The sequence below is a fragment of the Propioniciclava sp. LT294 genome (assembly GCF_059516005.1).
The window spans coordinates 66,046-78,485 of record NZ_JCAKNG010000008.1; the positions used below are offsets into that span (position 1 = coordinate 66,046).

Genomic DNA, 12,440 nt, shown 5'->3' on the forward strand with positions numbered 1-12,440 from the left:
GTCACTCTTCCTTTCCGAGGTAGGCGAGGACGCCCGCGACGGCCGCTTCGGTGCCGGTCGTCAGGGTGGGCTGCAGGGCGGGCCCGAAGGCCGGGTTGTGGTTGGGGAACACCTGCTGGTCGGGCGTGAAACCACCGAATCCCCAGTAGCAGTACGGGATGCCGAAGGCACGCGGGATGTTGCTGAAGTCCTCGGACGCCGTGATCGGGTCCAGCTTCTCGACACGGTCGGCGCCGAGGGCCTCCACCAGGGCGTCCTTGATCCTGGCGGCGACCGCGGGGTCGTTGTCGGTCAGCGGATAGGACTCGAACTGCTCGATCTCGGCCGGCTTCGGCGCGTTGGACGCGGCGCACTCGGCGTCCACGATGCGCTTGATCGCGTCGATCATCTGCTGCAGGACCGCCTCGTCGTACGCGCGCAGGTTGAGCAGCAGGGTGCCCTCGGCCGGGATGATGTTGGCCTTCGTGCCCACCTGGACACTGCCGATCGTGCAGACGGCGAAGTCGAACGGGGAGACCTCGCGGGAGACGATCCCCTGCAGGCGCATCACGATCGATGAGCACAGGACGACCGGGTCGACGCCCAGGTGCGGCATCGACCCGTGCGAGCCCCTGCCGTGGACCTTGATCCTGATGTTGGCGGCGGCGGACAGCATCGGGCCGTCCGTCACACCCACCTTTCCGGCGGCCGGCTTGGTGAGCACGTGCTGGCCCAGTGCCACGTCCGGCCTCGGGATCTTGTCGGCCAGGCCGTCGTCGACCATCGAGGTCGCACCCGCGCCCGTCTCCTCGGCGGGCTGGAACAGGGCGATGTAGGTCCCGCTCCAGGCGTCCTTGTTGTCGGCGAGCAGGGACGCGGCACCCAGGCCGGCGACGATGTGGAGGTCGTGGCCGCAGGCGTGCATCACGCCGGGCACCTCGGAGGAGTACGCGAGCCCGGTGGCCTCCTCGACCGGCAGCGCATCCATGTCGGCCCGGAACAGGACGGTGGGTCCCGCACCGTTCTCGAGGACCCCCACGACGCCGCCACCGATCTGCTGCGTCGCGTAGCCGTACGACTCGAGCCGTCGCGTGATTTCCTGGGCCGTTGCGGCCTCCTGGAATGACAACTCGGGATTCTTGTGGAGGTGGACGTACAACTCCTCCTGCCAAGGAGTCATGGCCGGTATTCCCTGCAGGACACGACGTGTCGGACTCATGGTGTCTCCCCTTCCCGGGACGATTCGATGTTAGGAATCTTCCGGGGCCACCGCACGGAAAGCCGCGAATTCGTGGCGGGAGCTTCGGCCCTACAGGTGCGCGCCGTCGAACAGGCTCGTGACGGAGCCGTCCTCGAAGATCTGCCGGATCGCCTCGGCGATCAGCGGCGCGATCGACAGGACGGTCAGTTTCGGGATGTTGATCTCGTCCCTGATCGGCAACGTGTTGGTGACGATGATCTCCTCGAAGGCCGACGCGTTGAGGCGTTCGGCCGCCGGACCCGACAGGATCGGATGGGTCGCCGCGGCGATGACCTGAGCGGCGCCGTGGTCCTTGAGCGTCTGGGCGGCGGCACAGATGGTGCCCGCGGTGTCGATCATGTCGTCGACCAGCAGGCACACGCGGCCCTTGACGTCGCCGACGACCTCGCCGACGGCGACCTCGTTGGCCTTGTTCGGGTCGCGCCGCTTGTGGATGATCGCCAGCGGGGCGCCGAGCTTGTCGGTGTAGGCGTCGGCCAGCCGGACCCGGCCGGCGTCCGGGGAGACGACCGTGAGGTTGTCGAGGGGGTAGTTCTGGATGATGTAGTCCACGAGGACCGGCAACCCGATGAGGTGGTCGACGGGGCCGTCGAAGAATCCCTGGATCTGGGAGGCGTGCAGGTCGATCGACATCAGCCTGTCGGCGCCGGCCGTCTTGTAGAGGTCGGCGACGAGACGGGCGGAGATCGGCTCACGGCCGGCGTGCTTCTTGTCCTGGCGGCCGTAGGGGTAGAACGGCGAGACGACCGTGATGCGCTTGGCGGAGGCACGCTTGAGGGCGTCCACCATGATCAGCTGCTCCATGAGCCACTCGTTGACCGGAGCGCAGTGCGACTGGAGCACGAAGGCGTCGCATCCGCGGACCGACTCCTCGAAGCGGACGTAGATCTCGGAGTTGGCATAGGTCAGGGCGCGGGTCGGGACGAGGTCGACCCCGATGAGCGCGGCCACCTCTTCGGCCAGCTCCGGGTAGGCGCGCCCGGAGGCGACGATGAGGTGCTTCTCGGACTGGCGCTTGATCCCCGTCACTGCTCGGAGGTTCCTTCCATTGTGTCGCTCGCTTCCCTTGCGGCTCGGTGCGTCTTGGTACCCGCGCGGCGACTTTCCACCCAGCCGGGAATATTACGCTGCTTGCCCCGGGCAATGGCCAACTCTCCGGGCCCGACCTCGTCCGTGAGCGCCGACCCGGCCGCGACGTAGGCACCGTCACCGACCGTCACGGGGGCGATCAGGACGGTGTTGGAACCGACGAAACTGTAACGGCCGATGACGGTCCTGCTCTTGTTGACCCCGTCGTAGTTGGCGAAGATCGTGCCCGCACCGATGTTGGCGCCCTCGGCGATGTCGGCATCGCCGGCGTAGCTCAGGTGCGGCACCTTGGCTCCCGGGCCGATCTTGGAGTTCTTCGTCTCCACGAACGTCCCGATCTTGCCGCCGGCACCGAGTTCGGTGCCGGGGCGGAGGTAGGCGAAGGGCCCGACCGAGGCACCCGCCCCGATGACGGCGAGGCTGGCGTGGGTGCGGACGACCGTGGCGTTCTCCCCCACCTCGACGTCGACGAGCGTGGTGTCCGGGCCGATCGTGGCGCCGGTGGCCACCGACGTCGCCCCCTCGAGGCTGGTGCCGGGGAGGATGGTCACGTCGGGGGCGAGGTCGACCGTGTCGTGGAGCCAGGTCGTGTCCGGGTCGACGATCGTGACGCCGGCGCGCTGCGCCTTCTCGATGAGGCGCCGGTTGAACTCCTTGTTCAGGGCGGCCAGCTGGACGCGATCGTTCACGCCCTCGGTCTGCCAGCGGTCCTCCAGGACCAGCGAGTGGACGGACAGGCCCTTGCCGCGGGCGAACTTCACCACGTCGGTCAGGTAGAGTTCGCCCTGCGCGTTGTCGGTCGTGAGCGACTCCAGGCCCTCCCGCAGCACGTCCGCCTCGAAGACGTAGATGCCGGCGTTGATCTCGCAGATCGTGGCCTGCTCGGGGGTGGTGTCCTTCTGCTCCACGATCGCGGCGACCTGGTCGCCGTCGGTGTCCCGGACGATGCGGCCGTAGCCATGGGGATCGTCGAGTCGGGCGGTGAGCAGGGTCACGGCGTCCCCGTGGGCGCGGTGCGCGGCGACGAGGTCGATCAGGGTCTCGCCGGTCAGCAGCGGGACGTCGCCGTAGGTGACGACCACTTCCCCCTGGACGTCGCGGAGCGGGGCGAGGCCGCAACGCACGGCGTCCCCGGTGCCGTTCTGCTCCTCCTGGACCGCCGTGACCACGTGGGGGGCGATCTCGGTGAGGTGCGCCTCGACCTGCTCGCGCTCGTGGCCGACGACCACGACGAGGTTCTCGGGGGTGAGGGCGTCCGCGGCGCTGATGGCGTGGCTCAGCATGGAGCGGCCGGCCACCTGGTGGAGCAGCTTGGAGGTTCGCGACTTCATGCGGGTCCCGGCGCCTGCGGCCAGGACGACCACCCCCGCCACTCCGCGTACCTGCGCCTGCTCGCTCATTCGGCTCTCCTGAAGGTCGGGGGCTTGCTGCGACGTGGTCATCCTAGCGAGGTGGCAGGAGCAGAGGGCCCCCTGTCAGAGGACGGCCGTGAGCGCTCGGGGCCAGGCGTCCCCAGGGCCGGGCAGGCCCAGGAGCGGACGGAGCACCCGCTCGATCGGGCGCTGCAGGTACCGGACGCCGGCGTGGTCGCTGGCCCCCAGCCGAGGGACGAGCAGGGCCCGCGCGCCGGCGCGACGGGCCGCCAGGACGTCCTTGAACATCTGGTCACCGACCATCAGGACCTCGTGCGGGGCGAGCCGCGCGTGTCGGATCGCAGCGAGGATCATGTCCGGCGCCGGCTTGCCGTGCTTGCGGGGGTTGGGCCTCGGGTCGGCCGGGTCGACGCAGTCCTCGGGGGTGAAGACCGCCGTGACGTGAGGTTCGAACAGGCGATGCACCTCGCGGGCGCGCTCGCCGTAGCAGTTGCTCACGACGAAGGTCTGGTACCCGGCGTCGGCCAGGCCACGGAGGTGCTCGGTCGCATCGCTGGGGACGGTCGGGGCGTGGTAGTCGGTGACGGTCCCGTCGATGTCGAAGCACAGCGCGGCGACGCCAGGGGCGAGGCTGCGGAGGTCGGCGGCGCTCAGGTGCGCGACGGCATCGATGACGAAGTCGGGGCGGACGGCATTCCCCCGGCGTGCTGCTGCGGTCATGGTGCGAACCTACCGGCAGCTCGCCCTCTGCGCCGTGGCACCCGCTTCGACCATCGCAGGCGACCGGGGAATCCCAGCACGGCCGCACGAACGTTGGCACCCCGGGTAGGAGTCGAACCTACTTCGCTGATCCTGATTCAAAGTCAGGCGGGCCCTGCCGAAAGACCAACCGGGGTTCGGACGCCGCGGCGCCCTGACAGACGAGTCTAGGCCACAGCGGGATTCGAACGCACAACGCAGGCCTTCGGCTCGCAGCGGCGCGCTGTCGGCCGAACCGGGGGCGCCCATTGGCGGGTTTTGCCTCGGCAGGCCAGACTGGGCCGGTGACGTCGAGCAATCCCACCGCCGCGCGTGCCCGACGTGGGCGCGTGAGGATGACGCGCGCGGAGCGGCGGGAGCAACTCATCGAGGTGGCGCGCGGGCTGTTCGCCGAGAAGGGACTCGACGGCACCAGCGTCGAGGAGATCGCCGCGCACGCCGAGGTCAGCAAGCCCGTGGTGTACGAGCACTTCGGCGGCAAGGAGGGCCTCTACGACGTGGTCGTCGACCGGGAGGTCCGGCGCCTGCACGACTCGATCTACGCCGCGATCAGCCGTCCGCACACCGACCCGCGCTCCCTGATCGAGCTCGGCACACTCGCCCTGCTCGACTACATCGAGGAGGAGCCGGACGGGTTCCGCATCATCAGCCGCGACAGCTCCCCGTACTCCCGGGGCGGGAACTTCCAGACGATCCTGTCGTCCATCGCCAGCCGGGTCGAGGGCCTGCTCGCGGCCCAGTTCCAGCGCCGCGGCTTCGACCCGGGCACCGCCCCCCTGTACTCCCAGATGCTCGTCGGCCTGGTCGCACTGTCGGGCCAGTGGTGGGTGGAATCCCGCGAGGACACCACGCTCACCAAGCCGGAGGTCGCCGCCCACCTGGTGAACCTGGCCTGGCATGGCATGCAGCGGCTGCACCCGCGTCCGGATCTCCGGGTCGAGTCCGACTGACGTCAGCTCAGCCGCGTGATCGTGACCGCCACGGTCAGGTCCGCCTCCTGGTCACCCAGGTAGACGCCCTTGAAGGGTGCGACGTCCTCGTAGTCACGTCCCCGGGCGACGGCGATGTGCCCCAGCGACACGGTGAGGTCGTTGGTCGGGTCCACCGCCCGCCAGGACTCCCCGTCGAACCATTCCACCCACGCGTGCGACTCCGACGTGACCGGCTGGCCGAGCGGGGCGTCGGGATCCGGCATGAGGTAGCCCGACACATAGCGGGCCGGGATCCCCAAGTGCCTCAGGCCGCCCAACGTGGCGTGGACGAAGTCCTGGCACACGCCCTTGCCCTCGGCCCACGCCTCGGCCGCGACCGTCGTCGCCACCGTCACGCCGGCCTGGTAGGCCAGGTGGCCGCGCACCGCCGCCACCACCGCCTCGACGGACGCCTCGGGGTCCAGTCCGTCCGCTGCCGCGGCGAAGGAGGCCAGCACGTCCTCGGGAAGCTCGGTGTGTCGACGCTCGGCCAGGTACTCGAAGCACCGGTCGCGGCAGAGCCGGTCGCGCAGGGCCTCCCAGGTCGCCGGCCGGAGTTCCTGTTCCACGGGGTAGCGCTCGACGGTGGAGATGGCCTCCAACTCCAGCGACTCGTGGAAGCCGGAGGTCTCCAACGCGGTCACCTGCGTGCCGAAGTAGTCGCGGTACGAGTTCGACCACGTGAGGGGACGGATCCTCAGCCGGGACTCCAGCGTGGCCTGCCCCTCCTCGGTGAGCGGGGTCATCCGCACCTCGTTGTGGGAGGCGCTGATGGGGCCGGTGTAGGCGTACGTGCTGGTGTGGCTGACGCGGTAGCGCTGCGGGCTCACCTGAGTTCCTCCGTCCAGGACTGCTCCGGCCCGCCCGGGAAGTAGCGGGCACCGACGGCGTCCGACACCGCCGTGACCATCTGCTGCACGCGCAGCATCTGGTGCGGCAGGTCGCCGATGATGTTCGCCGGCTGGCGGTACTCCAGCGACGTGCGGATGCGGCCGAGCAGGCGTTGGCCCTCACCGGTGAAGCCGATGGGGGTCTTCTGGGGGTCGAGGCGCGCGAGCGCCGTCTCCGCCTCGGCGAGGGCGAACAGCACCGAACGCGGGAACTCGCGGTTGAGCACGAGGAACGTCGCCACGTTGCGGTCGTTGAACAACCCCTGGTTGCTGCGCATGAACGCCTGGTTGCCGCCGCAGGAGCTCAGGACGGCCTGCCACGACAGGCCCCCGATCGGCAGCGTCCCGGTGGTGATGATCCGCGCCGTCATGTCGGCCCGCTCGAGGTAGCGGCCCAGCACGAGGAAGTCCCAGGCCTCGTCGTGGTTCATCGTCGAGTCGGCGATGCCGCTGATCAGGATCGATCGCTCCCGTGCCCACGCGAGGTGGCGCGCCGTGCCGTCCGGGGGGCCGAGGCGCCCCCACCGCAGCCAGGCGGTGTTGATGGCCTCCCACAGGTCGGTCGACAGCGTCTCGCGTGCACGGCGGGCGTTGTCCCGGGCGGCGTTGAAGGAGCCCGTGACGGAGCTGGCGTTGCCGGCGTCGAAGACGAGGCGGTCGCGCAGGTCCGTGTAGGTGACCATCTTGTTCGGGTGGCCGCCCATGACGACGTTCAGGACCATGTTGGCCGACTCGTCGTTGGGGCCGAACCCGCCCTCGAGCATCGCCAGGCGAACGACGTCGACGAGGCGGGCCGTCCCGTCGACACGCTCGACGTAGCGGCCGATCCAGAACAGCGACTCCGCGATGCGGCTCAACACGGCGATCCTCCCGTCCGGCGGGGCCCGACCACCGCGGCGGCCTGCTGTTGCTGCTTCTCCTGCTCCTTCACCGAGCGGACGGCCTCCTCCGTGAACTGGTCCGGAGCGGTCATGACGACGATCTCGGTGGTCTCCAGGCCGCCCTCGTCCATGCCCTCCACCGGCTCGACGCGTTCGGGGCGGGCCAGCACCCATGTGTCCTTGGAACCGCCACCCTGGGAGCTGTTCACGACCAGTTCCCCCTCGGGGAGCGCCACGCGCGTCAGGCCACCGGGCAGGACGGTCACCGTCTCGCCGTCGTTGACCGCGAACGGGCGCAGGTCGACGTGGCGGGGCTTGAACTCCCCGTCGATCAGCGTCGGCACCGTCGACAGCTGGACGACCGGCTGCGCGATCCAGCCGCGCGGGTCCTCCTGGAGCCGGGCGCGCAGGGCGTCCAGCGTCCGGCCGTCCGCCTCGGGGCCGATCACCAGGCCCTTGCCCCCCGAGCCGTCCACCGGCTTGACGACCATCTGGTCGATGTTGGCCAGGACATGGCGCAGGGCGTCCGGCTCGACGCAGCGGTGGGTGTCGACGTTGGGGATGATCGGATCCTCGTCCAGGTAGTAGCGGATGAAGTCCGGCACGTAGGAGTAGATGAGCTTGTCGTCCGCCACGCCGTTGCCGACCGCGTTCGCGACCGTCACGCGTCCGGCCCGCACGGCATTGATCAGGCCCGGGACGCCGAGCATCGAGTCGGGGCGGAAGTGCACCGGGTCCAGGAAGTCGTCGTCCACGCGCCGGTAGATGACGTCCACCTGCTGGTCGCCACGGGTCGTGCGCATGCGGATGTTGCCACCGGTGCAGATGAGGTCGCGCCCCTCGACGAGCTCCACGCCCATCATGCGGGCCAGCAGCGAGTGCTCGAAGTAGGCCGAGTTGTACACACCGGGCGTGAGGACGACGACGGTCGGGTTCGGGTTGCCGTCCGGGGCCGCCGCCCGGAGCGCGCGCAGGAGGTGCCGTGGGTAGTCGTGCACCTGGCGGATGCGCAGCGCCTGGAACGCCTCGGGGAACGTGTTGGTGAGCGCCCGCCTGTTCGAGATGACGTACGAGACCCCGGACGGGACGCGCACGTTGTCCTCGAGCACGCGGAAGGTGCCCTCCTCGTCGCGGATCAGGTCGATGCCCGACACGTGCACCCGGACGCCGTTGTGCGGCCGCAGCCCGGCCACCGCCCGGTGGAAGTGCTTGGAGCTGACGATGAGCTCGCGGGGCAGGACCCCGTCGTCGACCACCCGCGGCAGCTGGCCCTCGTGGGCGTACACGTCGTCGAGGAAGGCCTCCAACGCCTTCACGCGCTGCTGGACGCCGCGTTCGATGACGTCCCATTCCTCGACGGGGATGATCCGGGGCACCAGATCCAGCGGAAAGGCCCGCTCCTCACCGGCGTAGTCGAAGGTGACTCCCTGGTCGACATAGCTGCGAGCGAGCTGGTCGGCACGTTCGGCGAGTTCGGTGGGCCCGAGGCGGCTGAGGGTGTCGTGCATGACCTCGTACGGGGCGCGGGGCCCGCCGGCGCGGTCGATCATCTCGTCCCACGCGCGGCCCTGCGGATAGGAGTCGAAGAGCGCCATGGGGCGCAGCTTAGAACCTCGCCCGCCCGTGCGTGACCAACCCCATCAGGCGAGCTGGCGCGCCCCCGGAACCGGACCGGATGCTCTCCGCACCGAACGGCACAGGCCGAGCGAGCTGAGGTCGTTGGAGAGGCTGACGGCCGCGTCCTCGTTCGCCGCCAGGAAGGCGCAGGTGGGCCCCGATCCGGACACGATCCCGGCCAGAGCTCCGGCCGAGCGCCCGGCGTCCAACAGCTCGGCCAGGTGCGGACGCAGCGAGATCGCGGCGGGCTCGAGGTCGTTGACGAGGTGGGCGGCCACGCGGCGGACGTCCCCGCTGGCGAGGCCCTCGAGCAGCTCGGACGGCACGGGCGGGGGCGTGGGATCGGCGTCCGGGTTCAGTTCGTCGAAGCGGCGGAAGACGGCCGGCGTCGACAACTCGACGTCCGGCAGCGCGAGCACCCAGTGATAGCCGCCGCGGCTCAACACCGGCACGAGGTCGTCGCCGCGGCCGCGGCCCAGGGCGGTGGAGCCCAAGAGGCAGAAGGGGACGTCCGCGCCGAGCTCGGCTCCCAGTTCGCGCAGCTCGTCCGGGTTGATGTCGATGCCCCACAACACCGCACAGGCCACCAGCGCGGCGGCGGCGTTCGCGGATCCACCGGCCATGCCGCCGGTGACCGGGATCGTCTTGCGGATCGACAGGTCGACGCCGTAGCGGTCCTCCCCGCCGTGGCGGGCGGCCAGCAACCGCGCCGCCCTCACCGCCAGGTTGGTGTCGTCGGCGGGCACGAGGTGGGCCTGGTCGCCCGCGATGGCGATGCCGTACGAGCCGGGGGCGGCGGCGCGGGCGGCGAGGTCGTCGAACAGCGACAGCGCCTGGAAGACGGTGGCCAGCGCGTGGTAGCCGTCCTCGCGGAGGCCGCCCACCCGCAGGGCGAGGTTCACCTTGCCCGGGGCGCGGACCTTCACGTGGTGGCTGATGGTCTCGCTGACACTCATGGCCTCCTGTCTACCAGCCGCACGAGTGGTGGGGAAGGTCGGACGCCAAGACGTCAGGCACGTTCGGGCAGGCGCTCCGCAACCCTGGCGAAGTCCGCGATCCCGAGGACCTCGCCGCGGGCCTGGGGATCCACCCCGGCCGCCTCGAGAGCGGCGACGGCGTCCGCGCCGCTGCCGAACAGCCCGGACAGGGCACCGCGCAGCATCTTGCGGCGCTGCCCGAAGGCTGCGTCGACGACGCGGAACACGTCCGTGCGGCTCGCCGTCGTGGCCGGCGGCTCGCGGCGGGTCAGCCGGACGAGCCCCGAATCCACGTTCGGGACCGGCCAGAAGACCTTGGGCGGCACGGTCCCGACCCGGGACGCCTCGGCGTACCAGGCCAGCTTCGCGCTCGGCACGCCGTACACCTTCGAACCGGGCGGGGCGACGAGCCTGTCAGCCACCTCGAGCTGCACCATCACCAGGCCGCGCTCGATCGAGGGCCACAGCGCCAGCACGTGCAGCAGTACCGGCACGCTCACGTTGTAGGGCAGGTTCGCCACCACGGCGGTGGGCTGCGGGTCCGGCAGTTCGGTCACATCGAGGGCGTCCGACTCGATCACATGGAGCTTGTCCGACGCGCCGGGCAGCCGCTCGGCGACCGTCCGCGGCAGGCGGCGCGCCAGCGACTGCTCGATCTCGATGACGTGGACGTGCCGGGCCACCTCGAGCAGGCCCAGCGTCAGCGACCCCAGGCCCGGGCCGATCTCGAGCACCACGTCGTCGCTCGTGATCCCCGACGCCGCCACGATGCGGCGTACCGTGTTGGCGTCGTGCACGAAGTTCTGGCCGCGCTGCTTGGTGGGACGCAGGTCCAGCTCGGCGGCGAGCTCACGGATCGTCCGAGGGTCCAGGAGGCTGTCAGCCATGGTCGCCCCAGTCGCCGAACAGGGCCGTGGCGTTGGCGTCCAACGCGCTGCAGAGGGTGTCGACGTCCTCCCCGCGCAGCTCGGCCAGGAAGCGCACCGTGTGCGGCAGCAGGTAGCTGGCGTTCGGCCGCCCACGCACCGGCACCGGGGTGAGGTACGGGGCGTCCGTCTCCACGAGGAGGCGGTCCAGCGGGGTCACGCGGGCGGCCTCGCGAAGGTCGTCGTTGGCCTTGAAGGTCACCGTTCCGGGGAAGGAGAGGTGGGCCCCGCGGTCCAGGCAGCGGCGGGCGAATGCGGCGTCTCCGGAGAAGCAGTGCATCTGGACGCGCGCGGGCCAACCCTCGGCGTCGAGCACGTCGACGATGTCGGAGTGGGCGTCCCGGTCGTGGATGACCAACGCCAGGTGGTGCGCTTTCGCCCACCCGATGTGCGCCGCGAACGCCTCGCGCTGGCGAGCCCGTGCTGACTCGTCCTTGACCCAGTAGTGGTCCAGGCCGGTCTCCCCCACGCCGCGGATCCGGTCGGAGGTGCCCAGCAGCGCCTCGATGCCGCGCAGCGCCTCATCGAGGCCGTCACCGAGTTCGGCGACGTCGTGCGGATGGATCGCGACCGTTGCGACGACGGCCTCGAACTCCTCGGCCACCGCGATCGCCGCCTGCGAGCTGGGCAGGTCGTAGCCCACGTCGACCAGCCGGTGCACCCCGACCGCGGCCGCTCGCCCGATCGCGTCGGCCGCCGACAGGCCGGTCTTGTGCGCGGTGGTGCCCAGGTGCGTGTGGGCGTCCGTCGTCGGAACGGCCAGTGGTTCGGGTGCCTGCGGCAGTTCAGCGGTCACCGCGCCATCCTCCCACGCAGACAGCGTGAACTTGTCACCCGCAGTCGGGTCACAAGTTCACGCTGTCCCACGCCGGGCGGCCAGCGCCGCCTCGTAGAGCTCGTTCTTGCCCACCCCGGACGCCGCGGCCACGTCGGCGACGGCGGGCTTCAAACGCTCGCCGGCCCCGACGCGGGCCAAGACCTCGGCGACGGCGTCCTCGACGGTGACCGCCGGCCCCGTCGCTCCCGCGACGACCACCGTGATCTCACCCCGGACCTCGCCGGCGGCCCACGCGGCCAACTCTCCCAGCCCGCCGCGGATGACCTCCTCATACGTCTTGGTCAGCTCGCGGCACACGGCGGCGGGACGGTCGGCACCCAGGGCGTCCCGTGCGTCGGCGAGGAAGTCGGCCAGGCGGTGGGGGGCCTCGAAGAACACCATCGTGCGCTCCTCGCGCGCGAGCGCCCCCAGCGCGCGGCGGCGTTCACCCGCCTTGCGGGAGACGAATCCCTCGAAACAGAAGCGGTCGGTGGGCAGGCCGGAGATCGCCAGCGCGGTCAGCACGGCCGAGGGGCCCGGGACCGCGGTCACCCGGATGCCCGCCTCGATGGCCGCCTGGACGATCCGGAAGCCGGGGTCGGAGACCGCGGGCATCCCGGCGTCCGTGGCCACGACCACACGCTCGCCCGCGCGCAGGGCGTCCATCAGCACGCCGACGCGGGACGCCTCGTTGCCGTCGAAATAGGACACGACGCGAGCCGTCGTCTCCACCCCCATCCGGCGGAGCAGGTCGCGCAGGCGCCGGGTGTCCTCGGCGGCGATCACGTCCGCCCCCACCAATGCGCCGATCATGGCGGGACTGGCGTCCGCCACGTCCCCGATGGGCGTGGCGGCAAGGACGAGCACACCGTCGGTCATGCCTCCCAGTATGACGTGGCT

12 protein-coding genes and 1 tRNA gene are annotated in these 12,440 nt (G+C 70.8%); 1 reads left to right on the forward strand and 12 read right to left on the reverse strand.

Going from position 1 to position 12,440, the window contains the following annotated elements:
• Window position 1 precedes the first annotated feature (1 nt).
• The 5 genes from AC5YDA_RS11360 to AC5YDA_RS11380 all read right to left on the reverse strand — a co-directional run bounded on the left by AC5YDA_RS11360 (window position 2) and on the right by AC5YDA_RS11380 (window position 4,598).
• Complete coding sequence (locus AC5YDA_RS11360) at window positions 2-1,159, reverse strand: amidohydrolase (RefSeq protein ID WP_496188507.1); 1,158 nt, start codon at window positions 1,157-1,159, stop codon at window positions 2-4.
• 129 nt (window positions 1,160-1,288) lie between these two features.
• Window positions 1,289-2,269: a ribose-phosphate diphosphokinase gene (locus AC5YDA_RS11365; RefSeq protein ID WP_496188506.1), complete on the reverse strand. Its 981-nt coding sequence runs from the start codon at window positions 2,267-2,269 to the stop codon at window positions 1,289-1,291.
• The gene (glmU, locus tag AC5YDA_RS11370) at window positions 2,266-3,729 is read right to left on the reverse strand and encodes a bifunctional UDP-N-acetylglucosamine diphosphorylase/glucosamine-1-phosphate N-acetyltransferase GlmU (RefSeq protein WP_496188505.1); all 1,464 of its coding nucleotides are present in this window, start codon (window positions 3,727-3,729) and stop codon (window positions 2,266-2,268) included. The genes AC5YDA_RS11365 and glmU overlap by 4 nt, the downstream gene beginning before the upstream one ends.
• A gap of 75 nt (window positions 3,730-3,804) precedes the next feature.
• On the reverse strand, window positions 3,805-4,422 hold the full coding sequence (locus AC5YDA_RS11375; RefSeq protein ID WP_496188504.1) for an HAD-IIIA family hydrolase: 618 nt from the start codon (window positions 4,420-4,422) through the stop codon (window positions 3,805-3,807).
• Window positions 4,423-4,516: 94 nt separating this feature from the next.
• Window positions 4,517-4,598: transfer RNA gene (locus AC5YDA_RS11380), tRNA-Gln, on the reverse strand.
• Window positions 4,599-4,796: 198 nt separating this feature from the next.
• Here AC5YDA_RS11380 and AC5YDA_RS11385 point away from each other — a divergent pair.
• A complete protein-coding gene (locus tag AC5YDA_RS11385) occupies window positions 4,797-5,411 on the forward strand; it encodes a TetR/AcrR family transcriptional regulator (protein ID WP_496188510.1) in 615 nt (204 codons plus the stop codon).
• A 2-nt stretch (window positions 5,412-5,413) separates the two neighbouring features.
• On the opposite strand, the gene AC5YDA_RS11390 is transcribed toward AC5YDA_RS11385, so the two are convergent.
• The 7 genes from AC5YDA_RS11390 to rsmI are packed head-to-tail and all read right to left on the reverse strand — an operon-like array spanning window position 5,414 to window position 12,419.
• On the reverse strand, window positions 5,414-6,262 hold the full coding sequence (locus AC5YDA_RS11390) for a transglutaminase family protein (RefSeq protein WP_496188503.1): 849 nt from the start codon (window positions 6,260-6,262) through the stop codon (window positions 5,414-5,416).
• Window positions 6,259-7,182 (reverse strand): alpha-E domain-containing protein, encoded by a 924-nt coding sequence (locus AC5YDA_RS11395; protein ID WP_496188502.1) that lies wholly within the window; start codon window positions 7,180-7,182, stop codon window positions 6,259-6,261. Before AC5YDA_RS11395 ends, AC5YDA_RS11390 begins: the two co-directional genes overlap by 4 nt.
• Window positions 7,176-8,798, reverse strand: coding sequence for a circularly permuted type 2 ATP-grasp protein (locus tag AC5YDA_RS11400; protein ID WP_496188501.1), 1,623 nt, complete (start codon window positions 8,796-8,798; stop codon window positions 7,176-7,178). Before AC5YDA_RS11400 ends, AC5YDA_RS11395 begins: the two co-directional genes overlap by 7 nt.
• 45 nt (window positions 8,799-8,843) lie before the next feature.
• Window positions 8,844-9,776 (reverse strand): 4-(cytidine 5'-diphospho)-2-C-methyl-D-erythritol kinase, encoded by a 933-nt coding sequence (locus AC5YDA_RS11405; RefSeq protein WP_496188500.1) that lies wholly within the window; start codon window positions 9,774-9,776, stop codon window positions 8,844-8,846.
• Between the two features lie 53 nt (window positions 9,777-9,829).
• Window positions 9,830-10,684 carry a 16S rRNA (adenine(1518)-N(6)/adenine(1519)-N(6))-dimethyltransferase RsmA gene (gene rsmA / locus AC5YDA_RS11410; protein ID WP_496188499.1) on the reverse strand — a complete coding sequence of 285 codons (855 nt, stop codon included), beginning with the start codon at window positions 10,682-10,684 and terminating at the stop codon, window positions 9,830-9,832.
• Window positions 10,677-11,519: a TatD family hydrolase gene (locus AC5YDA_RS11415; RefSeq protein ID WP_496188498.1), complete on the reverse strand. Its 843-nt coding sequence runs from the start codon at window positions 11,517-11,519 to the stop codon at window positions 10,677-10,679. The genes rsmA and AC5YDA_RS11415 overlap by 8 nt, the downstream gene beginning before the upstream one ends.
• Window positions 11,520-11,576: 57 nt before the next feature.
• Window positions 11,577-12,419 carry a 16S rRNA (cytidine(1402)-2'-O)-methyltransferase gene (gene rsmI / locus AC5YDA_RS11420; protein ID WP_496188497.1) on the reverse strand — a complete coding sequence of 281 codons (843 nt, stop codon included), beginning with the start codon at window positions 12,417-12,419 and terminating at the stop codon, window positions 11,577-11,579.
• Between the last annotated feature and the right edge of the window lie 21 nt (window positions 12,420-12,440).

Coding starts and splice junctions, on each gene's coding strand:
- AC5YDA_RS11360 (WP_496188507.1), bottom strand. CDS start 1,159: ATGACTCCTTGGCAGGAGGAGTTGTACGTCCACCTCCACAAGAATCCC.
- glmU (WP_496188505.1), bottom strand. CDS start 3,729: ATGAGCGAGCAGGCGCAGGTACGCGGAGTGGCGGGGGTGGTCGTCCTG.
- AC5YDA_RS11375 (WP_496188504.1), bottom strand. CDS start 4,422: ATGACCGCAGCAGCACGCCGGGGGAATGCCGTCCGCCCCGACTTCGTC.
- AC5YDA_RS11385 (WP_496188510.1), top strand. CDS start 4,797: ATGACGCGCGCGGAGCGGCGGGAGCAACTCATCGAGGTGGCGCGCGGG.
- AC5YDA_RS11400 (WP_496188501.1), bottom strand. CDS start 8,798: ATGGCGCTCTTCGACTCCTATCCGCAGGGCCGCGCGTGGGACGAGATG.
- AC5YDA_RS11405 (WP_496188500.1), bottom strand. CDS start 9,776: ATGAGTGTCAGCGAGACCATCAGCCACCACGTGAAGGTCCGCGCCCCG.
- rsmA (WP_496188499.1), bottom strand. CDS start 10,684: ATGGCTGACAGCCTCCTGGACCCTCGGACGATCCGTGAGCTCGCCGCC.
- rsmI (WP_496188497.1), bottom strand. CDS start 12,419: ATGACCGACGGTGTGCTCGTCCTTGCCGCCACGCCCATCGGGGACGTG.